The sequence below is a fragment of the Pauljensenia hongkongensis genome, from assembly GCF_001746855.1.
GTDB classification, from domain to species: domain Bacteria; phylum Actinomycetota; class Actinomycetes; order Actinomycetales; family Actinomycetaceae; genus Pauljensenia; species Pauljensenia hongkongensis.
In genome coordinates, this window is sequence record NZ_CP017298.1 from 903,315 (window position 1) to 924,305 (window position 20,991).

A 20,991-nucleotide genomic window follows, 5' to 3' on the forward strand; every position below is an offset into this window, starting at 1 on the left:
CGGGCTCAGCGCCTCCGGCGCACGAGAGAGCGCGCGCCCGCCACCGCGCCGACGATAGCGGCCGCGCAGGCCGCGCCAGCGGCGGCCGCCCCCCACATGCCGGGCCGCACATCGGCGATCACGGGTCCCGGAGGGGCTCCGCCGGAATCCCACTGGCCGCGGGCGCTGGTGCGCTCGGCGTGGACGAGCAGGCGGTGGCTGTTGACGCCGTAGGGGGTGCACGTGACCAGGGTGACCAGGTCGCGCCCCTGCTGCACCGCAAGGGACGAGGTTTCGCCCGGTTCGACGACCTCCGTTGAGACGACCTCGTAGAAGTGCTCCTCGCCGAGGACGCGGATCACGAACCAGTCCCCCGCCCGCAACTCGTCGAGGCGGTCGAACATCCGAGCCGTGGGCAGGCCCGTGTGCGCGGCCAGCACCGAGTGCGTCGAGGGGCCCCCGATGGGGACCGAGGTGTTGGCGAGGTGGCCCGCCCCCTTGGACAGGGACTCGTCGGAGGTGTAGTGCGAGACCGGCAGGTCGACGTTGATGGCGGGGATGACGAGCTCCGCCATGACCGAGTCCCCGGCGACGTCGAGGACGGAGTCGTACTCGGCGTTCCCGGGGGGCAGGCCCGCCTCGTCGAAGGGGTCGGTGACGCGGACGGAGCCCCGGAGGAGGCGCTCGTTGTAGGAGACGGCGGCCTCCCGCTGCGCCGCCAGCGCGTCCGGCGCGGCCGAGGCGACCGCCTCGCCCTGCGCACCGGTGGCGGCGTTCTGGGCGCGCCTGTTGAGCCAGTCGCTGACGAAGGGGTAGCTGACCAGGGCGATCCCCAGCGCCACGACGACCAGGGCGGCGAGGGTGCGCGCTCGCCCCCGCCCCGGGGCGGAGGCCGTCACATCGGCGGCCCCGCCCCGGGGCGGACGGGCGTTGCGGCTGCTCACAACCGGTTCAGGGGCGCTTGCGCGAGCGCAGGACCATGGCCGATCCCAGGACCAGCAGCAGGGTCCCGGTGCCCACGATCAAGAAGATCCCGCTGGCGCCCGTGATGGGCAGCGCCACCAGCTCCGGATCGGTGACGTCCGCGGCGGAGACCAGGTAGTTGTTCTCCACGGCCGCGGTGGCGGGGTTGTCGGAGGCGGCGGTAGCGGCGCTGAGCTGGAAGGAGACGTCGGGGGCCTTCTGGTAGCCGCTCGGAACGTGGGTCTCGACGGCGGTGTAGTCGCCGGCCGCCAGGTCCTCGAAGTAGACGTAGCCGTTGGCGTCAGAGGTGGACGTGAGGGTCTGCCCGTTGGCCAGGGTCACGGCGAAAGCCGCCCCGGGCAGCGGCTGGCCCGCGGGCGTCACCTTCTTGAAGACGAAGCCGTAGGTCTTCACGGTCGCGGAGTCGGAGGGTGTCGCGGTGCCGGCGTCGTAGGGGCTGGGGTTGAAGGCAACGGTGGCGGTGTTGCCGGTGAGGTCGTCGGCGGTGCGGGAGTAGGCGTCGGCGGTCAGCTTCGCCTTGTAGGTGATGACGACGGGGGCGCCGGGGTGGGCGAGGACGTAGTCCTTCGCGTAGGTGATCGTGTACCCGTTCTCCGAGGCGGTGAGCGTGTAATCGGCGCCGGTGGCGGCCGCTGCCCCGTTGATGGAGATCGTGGCGGTCTCGATGGCGAGTCCCGCACTCGGCGCGTCGGAGATGGTGAACGTGGCGTTCGGGGAGTCCGCCGGGTAGGAGGGGACGGCCGTGGTCACGGTGAAGGGGACCGAGTCGCCGACGGAATAGGCGTCGGTGCTGTCCGCGCCCGCCTCGCCGACGCCCTTGTTGATGCTGACGTCGGTCGTCTTCACCTGGATGGGCTCCAGGTCCCTGGCGGCGTAGGCCCCGTTCACCACCGACGGGGTGACGTCGACGATCATGTTCTGGTAGACGCGCGTCTGGCCGCTGGTGGAGGTGACGCGCACCAGGTAGTAGCCGCTGCCCAGGGTGAGGTCCGCGGCAGAGTCCGGGGCGACCGCGCTCGCCTCGGGAGCGGTGAGGGCCGCTGCGATGGCGGCCGCCGCGTTCTGCGCGGCGCTGCCCTGCGAGAAGGCCGTGCCGTCCGAGGCGACGGCCGCGATCTCCTCGATCGTGTCGTAGGCGCTGGGCAGGCCGGGGGCCATCGTGTAGGTGAGGTTGTTCGCGGCGTCGATGTCGGCGTCAGCGATGCGGAAGGCGCTCACCGTGTCGCCGGGGAGCAGTCCGGACACCCGGAGCGGGGAGTCGGGGACGTCGGTGGGGCTCGTGGGCGCGGCGCCGGCGGCAGGCGCGAGCACGATGGCGGTCGTCACTGCGGCCAGGGCGCAGAGTGTCTTCGGAGTGCGTGTCATAGTTGGGTCCTGTGTCATGTGATCGGGGACGGGGGCTCCCTGTGGGAGCGGGTTGTGGAACACGGGTGTTTCACATCGACGCGCGGCGCTTCGAGCGGCGCGTCAGGAGTATTCCTGCGCCGGCGGCCGTGAGGAACGATCCGGCGAAGACGATGAGGACGGCGCCCGGACCGGAGGTGGCGGGCAGGACGGGCAGCGGCTCGTCGACGATGGTGATCGTCGCCGTCCCGTCCACCAGCGGCAGGGGCGCCGGGGCGCCCGCCGCGTCGGTCGTGGTGACCTCGCCACTGGCCGAGACGGTGATGGCGTGGGCGCGGGGGTCCAGGTTGTAGCCGACGGGGGCCCGGGTTTCTTCGAGCCAGTAGGTCGTCGAGGCGCGGAGCCCGTGGTACACGGCCGTCCCATCGGCGCCGGTGGTGGCCTCCGCCCCCAGGATCTCGGTGGTCATCTGAGGGTCGGAGTAGACCGTGGCCACGGGGTCGGCCGCTGTGTGCGCCCCGTCGCCGTCGTCCTCGTAGAGGGTGAAGACGGCCCCGCCCAGGGCGTCGTCGGAGGCCGAGCGCTTGACTACGCCCAGCGCGTGCCTGAACTCGTTGGAGAACACGGCGCCGTCGGCGTCATAGGAGGCAGTGGCGTTGAGGACGCCGCCGCCCGCGTCGGACACGGTGACGGTCACCGCCTCGGCGTGGGTGTCGTAGACGTAGCCCGGAGCGCCGCCGTCGCGCTCGACGATGGTGTAGGAGTGGGTCTTGCCGATGTCGGCCGCCGTGTACGGGATCTCCGGGAAGGCGACCGTGCCGTCGGCCTCGTTGGCAGCGGTGCTGATCACGTCCCCGTTCGCGCCGCGCAGCTCGAAGGTGAACTGGCCGGCCTGGAGGGCGGCGCCGGTGAGGGCCTTCGTCGCCTGGAGGCGGACCTCGCCCTCCGCCTCGTAGGGGACCAGGGCCTTCACGGTGTTCGAGGGCTTCGCCTCGTTGTTGACCGTCATGGACGCCTGGTTGGGCAGCGGCCAGTAGCGGGTGCCGTCGACATCCTCGGTCGTGCGCGCGCTGAGGTCGGCGTCCTGGCGGACGGGGGCGGTGATGCGGAAGACGTGGCGCCCCTCGGCGTATCCGTGCCCCGTGTTCTTCGCGGTGGCGGTGACCGTCTGCCCGGAGGTGGTGATGGTCCAGTTGTCGGTGACGTCGACGTCGCCCGCGGGCCCCTTCAGGACGGTGACGGATGCCCGGGAGGCGTCCAGCGCGGGGTCGAGGGTGTCTGTGAGGGTGAGGGAATCGGCTTTGTTGGAGTCCGCCACGTAGGGGAAGACCTCGGTGACGTCGAATGTGGCCGTCCCGCCGCGCTGGACGATCTGGACGGGCTCGGATTTGACGGGGGCGGGCCACTGCGGGTAAACGCGGACCTTGGTGTCGTAACCGATGCCGGTCGAGCACGCGTAGCCCCGCCATCCGGTGCGGAACCGCGGCCCCGTCCTGCCGATGACGGAGGAGCGGTCGGTGGGGGTCGGCGAGCTGTCGTTGCCGCCCGAGCGGAACCAGGTGTTGGAGTCGGAGACGACCAGTTCGGAGGTGTCGCCGATGGTGGAGGGGTCCTTGTAACCGCTGACGAAGTGGACGCCCTCGCGCCAGTCGCTGGAGTAGTTGTTGACGACGGCCCCGTCGGGCCCCTGGTGCACGGGCTGGTCGATGTCCCAGTAGAGCACATCCATCTCGTTGGAGTCGTCGATGGGCGTGTCGGTCCCGGCGTGGACCAGCGCCGTGTCGAACTCGAGGTCGATGCCGATGGGCGCCGCGTTCTGGTCCTGCGAGGAGGCGGCCGTCAGCGGCCCGTAGCCCCTCGTGATCTCGAAGGGCGTCAACCACGAGGGTTCGCGGATCGGGTGGGCGGCGCTGCCGTCGTACTGCCAGGCGAACACGTACTCGAAGTCGAGGACGGCATCGATGGGGTCGCCGGCCGCCGTGTAGCCGATGTCGTTGAAACGGATCTTGAAGCCCGGCCAGCGGCTCCCGTTCACGCCGAGCTGCCCGTTGTCCGGGTAGCGCCAGATCATGTACTCGCCGCCGTTGCCGTTGAAGGAGTGCGCCCAGTAGATCTTCCACCCGTTGTCGAGCTCGGCGATGGGACCGTCCTGGGTGTTCTTGTCCGCGGGGTCGAGGTCGGCGAAGGAGTGCCATGCGCCGTCGGCCCAGTACTGGCCCTTGGACCAGTCGGGGTTGTCGTGGATGTACACGGTGCCGCCGATAGCCGAAAGGATGTCCCCGACGCGCCGGATGTCGGCGGCGTCGGCCCGCAGGGGCGCCAGGGAGCACGCGAGCAGCGCTGCCAGGAGCGCGGGGACGAGGCGCGCGAGGGCGCGCCGGCGCGATCGGGTTGCGGGCATGTGGGTTGAGCGCATGGTGACACCGTTCTCGGAGATGGAACCGACCTTCACATATACCGAGAAAGTGTATAGCAGTAAAATTACTGATAAACGTGATGCTTAACACGCATGTGGGTGCAGCTGATGGGACCAGTGCTGTGAAAGCGCTGATCCCACACAGATCCCACGACACCCCGCCGCGCGCCCCGCGCAGACGCAGGGGTGACGGATACGACAAGAACGGCGCCCTGGGGCCCACTGCCGCCGGGGCCGGCGCGCTCCCGCGGCGGCGGGGCTAGCGGGCGACGAGCCCGTACTCCCCGAACGTCCCCATGTCCTCCAATCGCGCGACCAGTCGGGGCGCCAGCGCCAAGAAGTCCACGGCCTCCACCGTGTAGCGCCCCAGCAGGCGCCGGGGCTCGTGGGCGATGCGCCACGCCCAGCCCAGCCGCCAGCGGTGCACCCAGTCGGGGAAGTACTGGTCCGAGGCGGCGAACTGGTCGATCCACCCCCCGGCGGTGCACACGCTGGCGCGGGGCAGCCAGTCCCGGGCCTTGGCGGCGACCAGTTCCTGCAGGCCGGCGCCGAGGCCGACGACGACCAGGCGCGGATCGAAGTCCACCAGACGGGCGTGGGAGCGGCGCAGGCCCGCCAGTCCCGCGTAGCCGTCGACCGCCATGACCTCGAAGGCGCTGAGCCTGGCCGCGGCGCGCTCGGCGACGCCGGGGGCGGCGCCGATCAGGGCGACGCGCGCGCCCGCCTCCATCTGGTTGAAGACGTGCGGCAGGACCAGGTCCGCCGACGACCGCACCACCGGGTGCCCCATGCGCCCCAGCGTCATCTGCAGCAGCGTCCCGTCGACGCCGACTGCGTCCATCTTGCGCAACTGGTCGAAATCGGCGTGCAGCAGCGACCAGTGGTTGAGCCAGGTGGTCGCCCGCCCCTCCACCAGGACCATGCGCGCGATCTCGTGGTGGTGCTCCGCATCGGGGTTGGCGGCCTCGCGCTGGGCTCCGTTCACAGCCTCACCTCTCCAAAGTAACGTACATGTCGAATGTCAGGGATGGGTCCGAGGCCCCCGCCGAATGCTCCTCCACGGCGATCCGCGTGATCTCCGAGGTGAGCAGCTTGCCCGGGACCACGACCTCGACCATGGCGTCCGCGGCCTCCGACACGGTCACACCGTTGGACGCCTTGGTCCGCGGCGTGACCGTGCCCGAGGGCATCCGGACCCGGGCGACCTCGGTGCCGTTGACGTAGATGACGGCGCCGTCGTCGGCCCGCACGTGGAGGGTGAGCGTGCCGTTCTCCGGCATGGGGCCGAACTTCACGTCCCGGGCGAAGTAGGCGGTCGTGGGCCGCTTGGCCGCGCCGAAGTCAGTGCCGGCCCCGGCGTCGCCCCACCCCAGGGGGGAGGCCCCGTGCTGCCACTTCGACAGGTCGGCCGTCGAGGCCCACGCGGCGTCGGGGGCCTTCGCGTCCGTCCAGTAGGACCACTGCTCGCCCGAGAAGAGCGCCTTGCCGAAGTTCACGTGCGAGGCGTCCAGGGGCTTGAGGGGCTCGTCGGCCGGGGGGTCCTGGGGCTCGCCGCCGGACTGGGCGGGCGGCGCGCCGCGCCTGGGGGGCGAGGGGACCGGCGGCACGTAGGCGCCAGCGGGAATGGCGGTGACCGTGGCCGACAAGGTCAGCGACGGGGCGTTCCTGTAGTTGACGTGCTCTTCGACGGCCAGGACGTTCACCCCCTCGACCAGGGCCGAGGCGGGCACTTGCACGGTCTGGCGGTCCGCCCGCGCCGCGTCGGTGGACAGCGCGGAGGAGGCGCGGGTCCCGTAGGAGACGTCGCCGTCGTCGAGGCGCTGGCGCCCGATCTCCACTCCGTTGATGTACGCGACCGCGCCATCATCGGCCACGAAGGACACCTCCACTCCTCCGGTCTTGGACAGATCCTTGATCGTGAAGGCCGTGCGCCCGTAGAGGGTGATCGGGCGCGAGGCGGGGGCGCCCGGCTTGAGGACCGTGTTGAGGCCCTTCCCGCCGTAGCCGATGGGCGCGGTGCCCGTCGTCCAGGCGGAGTCGTCGTAGGAGGCGGAGGCCCACGCCTGGTCGGGCGCCGAGTCCTTCCACAGGTAGCGCCACTGCGCGGCGTCCCCCACCAGGGAGCTGCCCGGTTCGGCGGGGGCCTGGGCGCCGTCGGCGGCGACGCGGAGCACGGGGGTGGAGGCGCCGCGGGAGCCCGAAGCGCCCACTGCCCTCACGAAGAAACGGTTCTCCCCGCCCATGGGGACGCTCGCCGAAGTCCCGCGCACGGTCGCCACCGTGCGGTCGTCGCGCAGGACCTCGTAGGAGGCCGCCCCGGCCACGGCGTCCCAGGTGAGCGCCGCCTTGCCGTCGCCCGCGCCCGAGGACGCCAGGTTGGCGGGAGCGGCGGGCGGGGCCTGCCGCGGCGCGAAGCGCGCGAAGCCGCCGGCCCACTGGTTGGCGGACTTGGAGGTGAAGGAACGGGTGAAGTCGCCCCCCACCCACAAGGATCCGGAGTCGTCGGCCTCCAGCGCCCACGCCCCGGTCGAGCGCGCCGACGCGAGGCGGTAGGGGGTCCACCCGAGCTGGCGGCCCGTCGCGCCGTCCCACGCCCCCGCCCAGCGGATCTCGTCCGCGCGGGTCCAGCTGGTGCCCAGCTCGTAGTAGCGGTACGCGTCCTGGAACACGAAGTCCGAGCAGTGGCACGAGGCGTAGACCACGCCGTTCCCGGCGCTGGTCACCGCCTGCATGTCGCCGCCGTTCTGCATGGCGATCGAACCGGAGGTCCGCGTCATGGTGGCCGTGTCGTAGCCGAAGAGCGAGTGCTGGGAGCCCCCGAAGTACACGCGCCCGCCCGTCAGCGCCACCCCCTGCTGGTACATCCCGTCGAAGTACGAGGGCTCGAAGGTCCACGAGGAGTCCAGGGCGGCGCCCACCGCAGTGGACACCCGCGCGGCGTAGGGGGCCGCGCCGCGCTGCGCCCGGGTGAAGTGGCCTCCCGCGTAGAAGTAGCCGCCAGCCTCGTCGACGTCGAAGGCGACGACCGAGCCGTTGAACTCGGGGTTCCACGAGCGGTCGGGCTCCCCGGACAGGGACAGGCGCACCGCCCCGCGCGCGTACGCGCTGCGGCCGCCATTGCTGGAGGCGTGGGTGAACAGGCCGCCCAGGTAGATGTGCTGGCCGGTGACCCGGGCCGCCTTGACGGATACCGTGCCCGAGCGCAGCGCGTTGCGCAGCTTCAGCGTCCACGAGGAGTCGATGGCGCCCGTGGCCGTGTCGATGACGACCGTGCCCACGTGCTCCTCGCCGTTGACCCGCGTGAAGTCGCCGACCGCCAGCAGGCGCGCGCCCGGCAGCTCGACGAGGTCCTTGACCTGGTTGTTGAAGGCGAAGGACTGCCCGTTCCACTCCCCCGACGACGCGTCGAAGCCCGCCAGGCCGGAGGTCTGCGCCTTCGTCGAGCCCGCGCGGGCCACGCCCGTGAAGTTGCCGCCCACGTACATGGTGGAGCCGACCTGCTCGAAGGCCTGGACCTGGGCGTTGCCCTCCGCGTAGGAGCCGTTGAGGTTGCCCGTCACACCCCACTTCATCGGCGCCGCGTACTCGGAGACCGTCGGCGCGACGGCCTGCGCCGGGGTTCCCGAGTCCGCGATCCGGGCGTAGGCGTCGTCCGAGCGCAGCTGCGGGCGCAGGTAGACCTCGGCGTAGGGCTCGACGGTGAACCCCGCCTTGCGGAAGAAACTGGTGTCGGAGGTGTCCGCGTTGAGCAGCGCGCCGGGGCCGTAGCCGAACCCCACCCGGTACTTCGACGTGGCGGTCGCGGTCATGTCGACCATGCCCCATGCCAGGTCGTCGCCGAACTTGGACCAGATCGGTTCGCCCGTCGTCCACTCGCCGCCGTCGATCGAGTAGACGACCGGGTGCGCGGACTTGAAGGGCCACACGAAGTCCGCCATCTTCGGCAGGCGCATCTTGATGGTCTGCCAGGACGTCCCGCGCCCGTTGTAGGCGCGCACGACCCTCATGCCGTCGGGCAGTTCGGAAACGGGGGTGGAGCCGAGGAGGCCGTTGACGGCTTCGTGCGACAGCTGCACGGTCCCGTCCGCGGGCCTGCGCTCGCGTTTGGCCAGCGCGGAGGCCGCGCCCTTGCCCTGGCTCCAGGTCTCCCACCCGTCGGTGCCGCGCCCGATGAGGACCCATCCGCCCCCGTCGCTCGTCTGGTCGCAGAAGAACCGTCCGGGCGCGTTCATGGTGGGGGTCTGCAGCCAGTAGGTGCCGTCCGGCGCGTTGGGGTCGTTCTGCTTGATCTCCCAGCACGAGGCGGCCGCGCCCGCCTCGGACAGCCCGTCGCGGACGGGCGCGGGGGGAGCGGACTGCGAGGGCACGTGCCCCAGCCCGTTGAGGACGACGGTCGCCGCGGCGATCACGACGAGGGGGATGCGGTGACTGTTTCTCATGGGACCTGCGGGAGGGTTGTGTCGGATACCCGCCATTTTCCCACGGGTAGGAGAAGCGCTCAACCGAGTTCTTACCACTCGGTTGAGCGCTTACTCACTGTGCTCTGCGCTGAAGCGCGTCACCACCGCTTGAGCGAGGCCGTCAGGTCGAAGGTCATCGACGGCGTCCCCCGGTAGTTGACGTGCTCCTCGACGCCGATGCGGTTGATGCCGTTCACCAGCCGCCACGCGGGCACCTCGACGGTCACCATGTTGGACGCGGCGCTCTTGGCGCTGACTGCCTGGTTCGCGAAGGTCGAGTGCGTGATCGCGCCCTCGCTCATGCGCACGGTCGTCAACTGGAAGCCGTTGACGTAGACCACGGCGCCGTCGTCGGCCCTCACCTTGAGCGTGATCTTCGCGTCGCCGGTGATGGGCCCCAGGTCCACGTCGGCGGCGAAGTAGTTGGTGATCGCGCGATCGCCCTTCTCGATCGACAGGGGGGTCCCCGCGTCGGGGTCGCCCCAGCCGATCGGGCTGGCGCCCGAGGACCAGTCGGAGATGTCGCCGGACGGCGAGGCCCAGTACGGCGTGGGCTCGGACTGCGAGGCCCAGTAGCTCCACTGCGTGCCCGAGGAGATGATCTCGCCGTCGGTCACCCCGGTGGCGTCCACCACCGGCGAGCTCGTCGCGCCGGGCGACGGCGACGGGGCCGGGGAGCTGTCGGAGCCGCCGGGCTTGCGCTCGACACGCTCGACCCGGGCCTGCATCGACACGGACTTCGCCTTGCGGTAGTTCACGTGCGTCTCCACGGCCAGGACGTTGTCCCCCGCGACGAGGCGCTCGGCGGGCACGAACACCGTGGTCCGGTCGGCCTGCGCCGCGTCGTAGGTGGGGGCGGCGTCGGCGCGGGTCTCGTAGGAGACCCCACCGGTCCCCAGGCGCTGGCGGCCCACCTCGGCGCCGTTCACGTAGGCGATGGCCCCGTCGTCCGCGACGAAGTCGACGTTCACCCCCGAGACGGCCGAGGGGTCGGCCACGGTGAAGTGCGTGCGGAAGTAGCTGGTGATGGGCCACGTCTTGTGCGGCGCGGTCTGGATGTCCGTGGCGATGCGGTCATCGCCCCTGCCCAGCGGCGCGGCGCCGCGCGGCCACGCGGAGTCGTCGTAGCCGGGTGAGGCCCACGCCTCGTCGGGGGCGGACTCCTCGTAGCGGTAGGACCAGGTGGCGCCGTCGTCGACCAGGACGGGGTCGGACGGGTCGTGCTCGCCGAAGGCCGGCGGGACGTAGACGGGGCTGGTGGCGGAGCGGTTGCCCTCGGCGTCCACGGCGCGCACGAAGAAACGGTTCTCACCGGCGCGGGCGAGTTCGACGGTCGGCTCCTTGACCTGGGCGACCGTGCGGTCGTCGCGCAGGATCTCGTAGGCGTCGGCGTCGGCCACCGGGGTCCACGACAGCGTCACGGTCGCCTCGGTGGAGGCGGCGGCGCGCACCTGGGCGGGCGCCTCGGGCGGAGTCGTGTCGCGGGCGTCGAAACGGGCGAAGCCGCCGTTCCACTGGGTGCGCGACACCGAGGTGTGCGTGCGGGTGAAGTCACCGCCCGCCCACAGGTTGCCGTTGGAGTCGACGGTGAGCGCCCACGCGCCGGTCTTGCGCTGCGAGGAGATCTCGAAGGGGGTCCAGTGCATGTTCTTGCCGGTGGCGGTGTCCCACGCGCCCACCCACTTCACGTCGTCGGCCCGGGTCCAATTCGATTCGATGGTCCACATATCGGCGTCCTGGTAGGCGGCGTCGGAGCAGTGGCACGAGGCGTAGATGACGCCGTTGGGGGAGGCCGCGCTGGCCTGCAGGTCGCCGCCGTTGCTCATCATGATCGAGGCGGAGAGCCGCTGGTTCGTGGCCGCGTCGTAGCTGAAGAGCGAGTGCTCGGCACCGCCGATGTAGACGCGGTCGCCCACCGAGGTGATGGTCTGCTGGTACTTGCCCGCGGTCACCGTGCTCGGCTTGAAGTCGAAGGAGGGGTCGACTGCGGCCCCCGCTTCGGTGGACAGGCGGGCCGCGTACCAGGCGCGGTCGCCGTGGGCGCGGGTGAAGTGCCCGCCGGCGTAGTACGCGCCGTTCTGCTCGTTGATGTCCGAGGCGAGCACCGAGGCGTTGAACTCCGGGTTCCAGGAGCGGTCGGGGCGCCCGTCGAGGCCGACCCGGCCCGCGTTGCGCGCGTAGACCTTCGCCATGTCGCCCAGGCGCAGATGGGTGAAAGTGCCCCCCAGGTACACCTGGCCGTTGTAGAAGCGGGCGGTGCGCACCGAGACGCGGTGCGAGCCGATCGCGTTCATGATGGTGAGGTTCCAGTCCGGGTCGATCTGGCCGGTCGCGGGATCCAGCACGACGGTGCCCACGTGCTCCTCGCCGTTGACGTACGTGAAGTCGCCGACTGCGAGCAGCTTGCCGGAGGGGAGCGTGAGCAGGTCCTTCACCTGGTTGTTGAAGTTGAAGGCCATGCCCGTGAAGGCGCCCGTGTTGACGTCGAACGCGGCCAGGCCCCGTGACTCGGTGATGGCGCCGTCAGCGCCGGAGCGCACGCCCGTGAAGTTGCCCCCCACGAACATGGTGGTGCCGACCTGCTCGAAGGCCTGGACCTGGATGTTGCCCTCGGCGTAGGAGCCGTTGAGGTTGCCCGTCACGCCCCACTGGGTGGAGGCCGCGAACTCCGAGACGGCGCGCGTCACAGTGGAAGCGGCCGCGCCCTCGTCGGGGATGCGGGTGAAGTCGGAGGAGTCCGAGGCGATCCGGGGGCGGAGGTAGACCTCGGAGTAGGGGAAGACGGTCTGGCGGATCTTGCGGAAGAAGGATCCCGCCGAGGCCGTGTCACCGGGGTAGTTCTGGGCCCCCGGGCCGAAGCCGAACCCGATCGTGAAGCCGTTCGCCCACGACGGGTAGGTGTTGTTGGCGTTCCACGCGTCGTCGTAGCCGAAGCGGGAGTAGGCCCTCGACGAGACGACGGGACCGTGGTTGAAGGTCGCGTTGACGGGGTGGCCCATCTTGAAGAACCACACGAAGTCCGTCATCTGGGGGAAGCTGAGATCCAGGGCCTGGAAGGACGAGCCCTGGGGATCCAGGGAGCGCAGGACGCGCACGCCGTCCTCGAGGCCGGAAACTGACCCGTTTCCAATGAGCTGGTTGACCTCCTTGGTGGACAGCTGGGCGACGGCCATGTCCGCCGCCGTGCGCCCGCGCGCGGTCAGGGAGCTGCGGTCGCCCTTCCCCTGCGTCCACGGCTCCCAGCCCTCGCGGCCGCGGCCGATCAGCACCCAGCCGCCGCCGTCGGTGGTCTGATCGCAGTAGTACTGCCCGGGGGTGTCCATCGTGGGGGTCTGCAGCCAGTAGGCGCCGTCGGCCGCAGCGGGGTTCTGCGTCTTGATGTCCCAGCAGGAGGCCGCGGCCGTTTGGGCGCTGAGGCCGTCGTGGACGGCCGCGGCCCCCCCGGTGCTGCTGCCGCCGCCCGGGTCGGCAACAGCCATGGGCGCGAGTGCGAATGATGTGAGTAGGGCGGCGGGGGCGAGCAGGGCCCCCAGTAGACGGCGCGACATTCCGGCTGTTCCTTAGCATTCAAGAGTGAACGAGGCGTGTTAACGGCAATATATTTACACGCAAATCACGCGGTGATCAACCGGCTGGTCAGGTCCTGGACACCGAAATATGTTGCAACTTGGTAAAGGCCCTATTCGCCGCTCCTCCTCGCGCGGGCGAAGGCCCCCAGGCCCACCAGGCGCAACGGCGAGCGCCCCGCCCAGCACAGCGCGAGGAAGCCCAGCGCCCCGGCCGCGCACCCCGCCGCGAGGCCCACCAGGCTGTCGCGCCCCGCCACGAGCGCCACCGCGCCCGCGGGGGCCCCCACGCACACGAGCACGCCCACCACCGGCAGGGCGACCTCGCCCAGGTCGGGCCGCACCCCGATGAAGCGCGCCACCTGCACGGACGCCATCGCCGCGTCCACCACCATGCACACCGCCCACACGACGGCGGCCGCCAGCATCCCGAAACGCGGGATGAACACCACATTGCCGACGACGTTGAGGCCGAGCACCACGACCTTGTTGACCGCGGCCCACCCGCTGCGCCCGCTCATGATCAGCAGCGAATGGATGTTCCCCGCCATGAACGTCACCACAGAGCCCGCGCACAGGGCCACGAGGACCCCGGCCCCCGCCTCGAACCCCTCGCCCAGGATCCGCATGAGCGCCGGGGAGAAGACCGCCATGAGGACGTAGACCGGGGTGGCGAAGAGCACCAGCCACACCGACGCGGTCGAGTACAGGGACGCCAGCTCCTCCATCTTGCGCTGGTGGAGCAGCTTGGAGAACTGGGGGGACACGACGACGCGCAGGGCCGTGTCGACGACGAGCCCCGCCTGGATGAAGCGGATGGCGCCCCCGTAGATGCCGGAGGCGGCGTTGCCCGCCAGCACCCCCACCAGCAGGACGTCCAGCCATTGGAGGGCCTGCTCCAGGCCCGCCGTGAGGGTGCGGGGCAGGGCGAAGGACACGATGCGGCGGCGGCGCTGGCGCGTGGGCCAGCGGCTGCCCCCCGCCTCGGGCATGTGCCGGGCCAGGAGCGCCCACGCGCACACCAGGACGAGGACGAAGGGGAGCGCCCAGGCGGCGGAGACCACCGCGTAGGAGCCGCCGACGGCAGCCGCCACCGCCACCAGCAGGGGCCGCAGCCCGGGCAGCAGCAGGTTCTGGACCAGGACGTACTCGCGCATGTTGCCCAGCGCCCGCAGCGCGGCCGAGGCGACCAGGGAGAGGGCGCCGATGGGCACGAACCACGCGGCCGCCCGCACTGCCCCCGCCACTTCCGCGCTCCAGATCATGGGGGCCACCGCCTCCAGGACCAGGACCGCCGACAGCGACACCCCGACCGCCACCGACGCCATGTAGTTCAACGAGGCGCGGATCTCCTGGGGCGAATCGACCGACAGCCGCGGCATGAGGTAGATGGCCGTCGAGTCCAGGCCGACCTTGGCCAGGGCCATGACGATGGCGAACACGCCCGTGGCCTGGGTGACGACGCCGGCGCCCGTGGTCCCCAGGGCGCGCGAGAGCACGATCGTGAAGACGAAACCGAGCACCGCGGACGCGGCCGCGCCGACGAATCCGACGATTCCGCCCCTCGCGAGGTTCCTCCGGGATTGATGCGCGTCACTCATTTGCTCTCCTTCTCGCTTCGTAATCACCGAGGTTGTGGGACTATCTTTACTCACTGGTAGGACTTACCGAGAATCCTCAATGGAAGAAGGGCGCCCATGTCTGTTAAGAAACTCACCGGGAAATGGTTGGTCGCGGCCTGGGTCGGCCTCGCAGTCATCCTGGTCGCCGCCGTGTGCGTGGTCTTCGCACTGGTCGGCAGGTCCGTGACCACGTCGCAGTCCGCCCCCGGCGCCTCCGGGGCCGAATCCGATCCCGCTGCGGTGCCGCAGTCGGTGCCCAAGACCATCCAGCCGCAGTCGGCCGGCCCGGCCAACACCGCGGGCGCGGGCATGGCCGGCGACGACGAGGCCTCCCAGCAGGTGGACTTCGTCCTGGCCTCCATGTGGCAGGCGTACTCCGACCCCTCCACCGCGATCGCCACCGACCTGTCCTCGATCCTCACCGAGTCCGCGCTGGAGGAGTTCGACGCGCAGGCCCAGGAGTGGAACACCGACGGCACGCGCGTGTCGGGTACCCCCCGGATCGAGGACGCCCACGTGACCGCGTCCGACGGGACGACCGCCACAGTGCGCGCCTGCGTCGACTCGACCGGGGTCACCGTCACGAACGACGCCGGGTCGCCGCTGACGGACGACACCTCGCTGATGCGGGCCCTCACTGATTTCTCGTTCGTCAACGACGGCGGTTCCTGGAAACTATCCGGGGTCTCCTTCCCCGACGATCCGACGTGCTGACCCGGTCCAGCATCCTCTCCGAGAAGACCTCGCCCTCCGCACGGCGGACGGGGTTCTTCCACATTCCCCTCGGCGTCTTGGCGGCCGGGCCGGCCACGTCGTAGTCGGTGAGGGGCTCGGTGCCCTCCTCCAGGTGCCGCGCCAGCAGGGCGACGGCCAGCACCGAGACCATGAGCCCGGTGTTCATCCCGTAGTAGAACTGCTCGACCAGGGTGGCGATGACGATGCCGCCCAGGACGGAGCCGTAGATGTCCTTCGCCTTCCACACGCTGGGGAGGATCCTGGCGAAGAACGCCAGGAAGAGGAGGGCACCGACGATCCCGTAGGAGAAGAGGACCGTCCAGAACTGGCCCTGGGTGCCCAGCGACGGCAGCCACGGCACGGACGCGGGGCGCGGTGCCCCGAAGCCCAGCAGCGGGGACTCCTTGAGCGAGGCCACGGTCTCCACGTAGTTCGTGAAGCGGTCGACCGTCGTGCTCGACGACTGCAGGCGCTCCACCAGGGACTGCGAGGCCGGGGTGAACAGCCACGCGATGGCGCCGACCCCGCCGAGGAACAGCGCGACGAGCACCGTCCGCCACCGCCCGTCGCGCACCCTCTGGAAACCGACCCACGCCGCGATCACGACCAGGCCGATGTACATGCCGCGGTTGAGGGTCGCGGCCGCGGGCACCACCGAGGCGGCGCACACGAGGGCGTGCAGGTAGCGGTGGCGCGCGTACTCCCGCCAGGAGATGACGGCGAAGATGACGGCGAGCGGGAAGATCAGGGAGAAGACGTTCCCCCACGTGTTCGCGTAGATGAAGGGCGCAGACGGACGGGGATCCGAGAGGACCCACGACCCTGGGTTCCACTGCGTGGTCCCCCTGCGCACGAACTCCGACACGAAGTCGTTGGAGTGCAGCGCCTTGGGGACCACGTAGTACATGAGCGTGTTGAAGCGCAGCTTGGGGAACGCCATCGCCAAGTACCCGCCGACCACGGCCGACGCCAGGAAGCCCCACAGGGTCCCCATGAGGGCCTTCGGCGTCAGGCGGGCGCGCGCGTTGAACGCGTAGATCCCGAACACCAGGGGCGACATCTGCAGCGCGAAGCGGTAGAACGCGCCGATGAGGCGCCCGACCGAGTCGAGCATGCTCATCGACGCGAGCACCCACACCAGGAAGAACAGCCAGATCACAGTCCCCGGCGGGAAGCGCAGGCCCCGGCGCCCCAGCATGAACACGATCATGATGATCGCGAACACCGGCCACATGAGGTCCCCGGCGCCGATCGCCCACCACAGGAAGTACCCGGAGTAGGCGACGATGAACGGCCACGCGGGCAGCTGCAGGGCGTCCTCGCTGAGTGCGCCGATGAAAGCCGGGCCGGGTCTGGCCCAGATCCCACGGCGCGACGCCGCAATCTCCGCCACGTCAGCCCCGCCCGTCCCCGGGGCCCTCCGGCGCCCCCTCCGCCCCGTCGGCCCGGCCGGAGGAGGGGCGCTTCCTCGGGCGCAGGCGGTTGGCGTGGCGCGAGCGCAGGTAGCGCACCGGGCCCTCGAGGAAGCCCTTGACCTCGGACCGGGTGAGGCCGGAGGGCACGTCGTCGTCGGTGCCCGCGACGCGCGCGGATCCGGGGCGCAGGCGCGCTGCCACGGCGGGGGCGCGGGAGGCCAGGGTGAGCGCCGTGGAGGGGCGGGCCAGGACCGCTTTGGTGAGCAGGGCGGACATGCCCGAGCCGTTGCCGCGCACCTGGGCGTCCAGGCCCTCGTGGTCCACGCGGTGGCGGTGGTGGACCAGCGCGTCGGGCGTGTGCACGATGACGTCGCCGTGGGCGAGGACGCGGGCGAACATGTCGAGGTCCTCGCCCCCGCGGGTCGGGGTCCCGGCCCCCAGGGAGGGGTCGAAGGGGCCGACCTCCATGAGGACGTCGCGGCGCAGCGCCATGCACACCCCCGCTCCGACGCGGGCCGTGGCCACCGGGTAGAGGGGGCCGCCTTCCCCGGCCTCGCCGAGGCCCCTCACGCCGTCGGGGATCCTCCCCTTCGCCCACACGCGGGGCGTGAAGTCCTTGGGGAAGCCGCCCCGGCTCTCGAACCAGCGCTGCGGGGCGTGGGCGAGCTCCAGGGGGAGGACGATCCCAGTGGTCGCCCCCACCAGGGCGCTCGTCGTGAAGGGGTCGACGAGGGCGGTCAGCCAGTGGGGGTCGACGATGGCGTCGTCGTCGGTGAAGGCCACGACCTCGCCGGTCGCCGCCAGGATGCCGCGGTTGCGCGCCCGGGAGAGCCCGGGCCGCGAGGCGTTGACCATGGTGAGGCGCTCGTCGTCGATGCCCTTCAGGGCGGTGCGCGCCAATCCGGTGGTCGGCGCGTTGTCGACGACGACGACGCGGTAGTCGCGGTGGTCCTGGGCCAGGACCGCTTTGACGGAGGCGGCCAGCAGGTCCGAGCGCCCTGTCGTGCAGATGACGACGGTGGCGGGGACGGTCGCGCCCGCGCCCTCCCGCCACCCGCGCCTGGGAGCGGAGGGCACCGCGGCCACGGCGGGGTCCGACTCGGGCGCGGCCGTGCCCTCGATGGCGACGGCGCCGCAGTTGCGCCCGTTCTCGCGCACGAGGACGAGGGCGCGCTCCATGCCGGGGTCGCCGGAGACGAGCTCGCGCACCCGCGCCGTGCGGTCGACGTGCCAGATGGAGGAACCGTGGGGATCGGCGGCGCTCATCGCTTGCCCTCCACCCTGCGGGTCACCGTCTGCGTGGGGATCTCGTAGGTGCCCCGCTCCGCTTGGATCTCAGCCAGCTCCGCGTTGATGACGGCCTTGTCGGAGTGGCGCGGCACGTCGCCGATGGGCGCTTGGATGAGGGTCTCCTCGGGGTCGTCGGAACTGGTCATCCCCGCGTGCCTCCCGGGGGGCACGACCTCAGCGGGGCCGCCGTAGGCGGAGTGGACGGCGGGCTCGGGGCGCGGCGCCGAGGCGGCCTCCTCCGCCTCGCCCAGGTAGAGCATCGCGTTGACCTCGCGGTTGATGAGGGCGAGCTCGTCGAGGAGGGCGTGGATCGGGCCCAGGGCGTCGCCGCCGCGCACCGCGATGAGGACGTGCTTGGAGGGGCGCACCTCATCGAGCAGGCCGGCCAGGGGCTGGGTCATGTCGATGAGGCGCGGGGAGGGCACGCGGGTCTCGGCCAGGGACCGGGTGAGGGTCGAGTGCAGGGTCCGGGCCTGCGGGTCCGTGGGGTCGATGATGAGGTCCACCCAGTGCTCGCGGTCGATCGTCATGGCGAGCATCCGCGTGGGCGACTCCCACTCGTTCTCGGCGCCCTTCTCGCGGCTCCACACGGGCAGCGCGGTCAGATCCGCCAGCTGCGACGGCGAGATGAGGGAGCGCGCGCGGGTCTCCTTCACGAAGACGACGACCAGGCCGATGAAGAGGCCGACGGCTGTGGTCACCAGGAGGGTGCGCGACACCGAGGGCGACGTGGCGTCCTCGGACTGCCCCGCCGCGGTCAGCACGCGCCCCGCGGTGACGTGGTAGGGCGCCAGCTGCACGGCCTGGTCCATGAGCTTGTCGATCTCGGCGCGCAGCTGCGCGATCCTGGCGGTGTCGGCGGAGCTGGTCTGCTGGACCGGCTGGTTCCGCTGCGCGCCGCGCGCGTTGTTGCCCAAGCCCGTGTCCTCGTCGTCCGGTTCCTGGGCCGCCTGCTGGGCCTGGATCTGGGAGAGCTCGGTGTTGAGCTCGTCGACGCGCGCCGTGATCCCCGCCAGCATCTCGTCGGCGCGGGCCTCGGCCAGGGCGGTGCGCTCCTTGAGGTAGGCGGCGGCGATGGCGTCGGCCGCGGCCACCGCCTCGTCGCGGCTGCGGGCGCTGTACTCGATGCGCACGATGGTGCCGTTGGTGTCGCCCGACACCTCCATGCCGGCCAGAAGGGTCTTCGCGTCCGTGCCGCCGATCGCCGTGGCAGCGGCGTCGAGGACGTTCGCGGACTTGGCGATCCCCAGCTCGGTGACCATGTCCGTGGAGTTGATCGAGGTCTTCGCCACGGGGGTGGGGGTGGCCGCGGGCGGCGTGATCGTCATGGTGACGGTCGCCGTGTGGTCCACGGGCAGCGCGAAGACCGCGCCCGCCCCGACGGCGAGCCCGCCCAGGGTGGCGGCCACGATGGACTTCCACCGGCGCGCGAAGGCGTGGCGGAGTATCTCCTGGCCCCCGGTCGGCGGCTTGGTGAGGATCATTGGTCATCTCCTTGCATCCGGGCCCGCACCCAGCGGATGCGTCCGTTGAGTCGCCGCTCCAAGCGGTGCGCGGCGCGTGTCGGCAGGGCGCCCAGCCCCGCCCTGAAGGCCTCCTCGAAGTCGTCGAGGGCGGCGCTGGCGCCGCTGGCCGGCATCTGGGGAATGGTCACCAGCCTCGGCAGCGGGCGGCCGGTGAGCCGCTGGGCGAGGTCGGCGAAGGCGCGCGCCTGGAGCTCATTATTCCAGGACTCGGCCCTCCACCGCTGCGATGCGGTCACCTGGGTGGGGTGGATCCTGTACACCAGCCCCCACGCGGCCAGACGGCGGATCGCGCCCCCGTCCGCTGCGACGCGCAGCCACAGGTCGTAGTCCTCGGCGGGGACGTTCCTGTAGCCGCCGACGCGGTCCAGGCAGTCCCGGGTCGCCACCATCGTCGGGTGGCACACGGGGTTGGTGAGCAGCAGGTGCCAGGGCATCTCGTCGGGCCCGATGGCGTAGGGGGCGCGGGGCACGGGACGGCGCCCGCGCAGTTCGACGATCTGCGTGAACACCATGTCGTCGCCGCGCCCGATGGCTGCCCCGCACCGGCGGAAGCGGCCGCGCAGGCTCACGTCGTCGGCGTCCATGCGCCCCACCAGGGACGAGTCGGTGGCCGCCATGAGCTGGCCGAGGACGCGGGCCACCCCTCCCTCGCCGGGAGCGATGGGGAGGACGCGCAGGCGAGGGTCCCCGGCGGCGGCCTCCTGGGCGCGCTCCGCGGTCGCGTCGGTCGAGGAGTCGTCGCCGACGACCAGTTCGGAGTCGGAGGGCATGGCGCGCAGGGTCGAGGCGACGGCGCGGCCGATCGTTCCAGCGGCGTTGCGGGCCGGCAGCAGGACGCAGAGGCGGGGCATGTCAGCGGCGCTCCGCGGCGTCCAGGGCCCGCAGGTCGCGGTAGCGCCTGCGCAGGGAGATCGCGCTGTGGGCGCAGGCGATGGCCGCGAGCGCCGTGTAGAGGACGGCGAAGGGCGTCCCCAGCCCCCACAGGATGAAGGACCAGCACAGCGTCCCCGGGTCGGTGGGCAGCAGGATGAAGCTGCGCAGGGTGCCGCCCCGGGTCTGCTTGCGGCCCGCGGCGCGCACGAACTGCTCGGCCAGGATCTGGCTCATGAACTGCCCGGAGGTGACCCACCCGTAGACCAGGGCGACCAGGGCGAGCCACCACTGCTCCGGCTGGTGCCACATGAGCGCGACGGCCGCGCAGTAGTGGATGGCGGGGCTGCGGAAGGCGTCGGCGACGTGGTCGATCCACTCCCCCGTCTTCGACGAGGCGTGGGTGACGCGGGAGACCTGGCCGTCGGCCGAGTCGAAGAGGAAGCCCGCGGCCAGGAGGACGCCGACGGGGATGCCCGTCCACCACGCGGGCGGCAGGGCGACCAGGAGCGCCATGCCCGCGGCGGAAAGGCACACGGACACGAGGCTCACGAAGTTGGGGGTCCACCCCCAGGCGGCTGCCGCGGCGGCGACGGCCCTGGCACCCGAGCGGTTGACCCACCGCATGTAGGCGGGCACGCCGTCGCCGGGCTTCTGGGCGGCGCCGAGCTCGCGGCGGTACTGGCCGAAGCGCTGGGCCCACGTGCCCGAGGGGGGCTGCCACCCGCTCATCGCACCGCCCCCTCGGCCAAGGGCCGGGCCGCCCCGGCGCCCGCCCCGCCGG

The 20,991-nt window shown here is 71.6% G+C and carries 13 protein-coding genes; 1 reads left to right on the forward strand and 12 read right to left on the reverse strand.

Going from position 1 to position 20,991, the window contains the following annotated elements; translation table 11 throughout:
• Positions 1-5 precede the first annotated feature (5 nt).
• The 7 genes from BH719_RS03765 to BH719_RS03795 all read right to left on the reverse strand — a co-directional run bounded on the left by BH719_RS03765 (position 6) and on the right by BH719_RS03795 (position 14,350).
• Positions 6-923, reverse strand: coding sequence for a class C sortase (locus tag BH719_RS03765; protein ID WP_157098175.1), 918 nt, complete (start codon positions 921-923; stop codon positions 6-8).
• 7 nt (positions 924-930) lie between these two features.
• Positions 931-2,328 carry an isopeptide-forming domain-containing fimbrial protein gene (locus BH719_RS03770; protein ID WP_034255211.1) on the reverse strand — a complete coding sequence of 466 codons (1,398 nt, stop codon included), beginning with the start codon at positions 2,326-2,328 and terminating at the stop codon, positions 931-933.
• Positions 2,329-2,398: 70 nt separating this feature from the next.
• Positions 2,399-4,708 (reverse strand): Spy0128 family protein, encoded by a 2,310-nt coding sequence (locus BH719_RS03775; RefSeq protein ID WP_009743428.1) that lies wholly within the window; start codon positions 4,706-4,708, stop codon positions 2,399-2,401.
• A 274-nt stretch (positions 4,709-4,982) separates the two neighbouring features.
• Positions 4,983-5,708, reverse strand: a complete 726-nt coding sequence (locus BH719_RS03780) for a WecB/TagA/CpsF family glycosyltransferase (RefSeq protein ID WP_009743430.1) — start codon at positions 5,706-5,708, stop codon at positions 4,983-4,985.
• A 4-nt stretch (positions 5,709-5,712) separates the two neighbouring features.
• Positions 5,713-9,162 carry a fibrinogen-like YCDxxxxGGGW domain-containing protein gene (locus tag BH719_RS03785; protein WP_009743431.1) on the reverse strand — a complete coding sequence of 1,150 codons (3,450 nt, stop codon included), beginning with the start codon at positions 9,160-9,162 and terminating at the stop codon, positions 5,713-5,715.
• Positions 9,163-9,281: 119 nt separating this feature from the next.
• Positions 9,282-12,731 carry a fibrinogen-like YCDxxxxGGGW domain-containing protein gene (locus tag BH719_RS03790; RefSeq protein ID WP_009743432.1) on the reverse strand — a complete coding sequence of 1,150 codons (3,450 nt, stop codon included), beginning with the start codon at positions 12,729-12,731 and terminating at the stop codon, positions 9,282-9,284.
• Positions 12,732-12,862: 131 nt separating this feature from the next.
• Entirely contained in the window at positions 12,863-14,350 is a 1,488-nt protein-coding gene (locus BH719_RS03795) for an oligosaccharide flippase family protein (protein WP_009743433.1), read from the reverse strand.
• Positions 14,351-14,446: 96 nt separating this feature from the next.
• On the opposite strand from BH719_RS03795, the gene BH719_RS03800 reads away from it, so the two are divergent.
• Positions 14,447-15,085, forward strand: coding sequence for a hypothetical protein (locus tag BH719_RS03800; protein WP_034255213.1), 639 nt, complete (start codon positions 14,447-14,449; stop codon positions 15,083-15,085).
• Here the strand turns inward: BH719_RS03800 and BH719_RS03805 are convergent.
• The 5 genes from BH719_RS03805 to BH719_RS03825 are packed head-to-tail and all read right to left on the reverse strand — an operon-like array spanning position 15,024 to position 20,939.
• On the reverse strand, positions 15,024-16,499 hold the full coding sequence (locus BH719_RS03805; RefSeq protein WP_009743434.1) for an O-antigen ligase family protein: 1,476 nt from the start codon (positions 16,497-16,499) through the stop codon (positions 15,024-15,026). The two genes, BH719_RS03800 and BH719_RS03805, sit on opposite strands and share 62 nt — an antisense overlap.
• 1 nt (position 16,500) lies before the next feature.
• Positions 16,501-17,787: a glycosyltransferase family 2 protein gene (locus BH719_RS03810; protein WP_009743435.1), complete on the reverse strand. Its 1,287-nt coding sequence runs from the start codon at positions 17,785-17,787 to the stop codon at positions 16,501-16,503.
• The gene (locus tag BH719_RS03815) at positions 17,784-19,295 is read right to left on the reverse strand and encodes a hypothetical protein (RefSeq protein WP_009743436.1); all 1,512 of its coding nucleotides are present in this window, start codon (positions 19,293-19,295) and stop codon (positions 17,784-17,786) included. The genes BH719_RS03810 and BH719_RS03815 overlap by 4 nt, the downstream gene beginning before the upstream one ends.
• Positions 19,292-20,188, reverse strand: coding sequence for a glycosyltransferase family 2 protein (locus BH719_RS03820; RefSeq protein ID WP_009743437.1), 897 nt, complete (start codon positions 20,186-20,188; stop codon positions 19,292-19,294). The genes BH719_RS03815 and BH719_RS03820 overlap by 4 nt, the downstream gene beginning before the upstream one ends.
• A 1-nt stretch (position 20,189) precedes the next feature.
• The gene (locus BH719_RS03825; protein WP_009743438.1) at positions 20,190-20,939 is read right to left on the reverse strand and encodes a CDP-alcohol phosphatidyltransferase family protein; all 750 of its coding nucleotides are present in this window, start codon (positions 20,937-20,939) and stop codon (positions 20,190-20,192) included.
• Between the last annotated feature and the right edge of the window lie 52 nt (positions 20,940-20,991).

Coding starts and splice junctions, on each gene's coding strand:
- BH719_RS03770 (WP_034255211.1), bottom strand. CDS start 2,328: ATGACACGCACTCCGAAGACACTCTGCGCCCTGGCCGCAGTGACGACC.
- BH719_RS03775 (WP_009743428.1), bottom strand. CDS start 4,708: ATGCCCGCAACCCGATCGCGCCGGCGCGCCCTCGCGCGCCTCGTCCCC.
- BH719_RS03785 (WP_009743431.1), bottom strand. CDS start 9,162: ATGAGAAACAGTCACCGCATCCCCCTCGTCGTGATCGCCGCGGCGACC.
- BH719_RS03790 (WP_009743432.1), bottom strand. CDS start 12,731: ATGTCGCGCCGTCTACTGGGGGCCCTGCTCGCCCCCGCCGCCCTACTC.
- BH719_RS03795 (WP_009743433.1), bottom strand. CDS start 14,350: ATGAGTGACGCGCATCAATCCCGGAGGAACCTCGCGAGGGGCGGAATC.
- BH719_RS03800 (WP_034255213.1), top strand. CDS start 14,447: ATGTCTGTTAAGAAACTCACCGGGAAATGGTTGGTCGCGGCCTGGGTC.
- BH719_RS03810 (WP_009743435.1), bottom strand. CDS start 17,787: ATGAGCGCCGCCGATCCCCACGGTTCCTCCATCTGGCACGTCGACCGC.
- BH719_RS03815 (WP_009743436.1), bottom strand. CDS start 19,295: ATGATCCTCACCAAGCCGCCGACCGGGGGCCAGGAGATACTCCGCCAC.
- BH719_RS03820 (WP_009743437.1), bottom strand. CDS start 20,188: ATGCCCCGCCTCTGCGTCCTGCTGCCGGCCCGCAACGCCGCTGGAACG.
- BH719_RS03825 (WP_009743438.1), bottom strand. CDS start 20,939: ATGAGCGGGTGGCAGCCCCCCTCGGGCACGTGGGCCCAGCGCTTCGGC.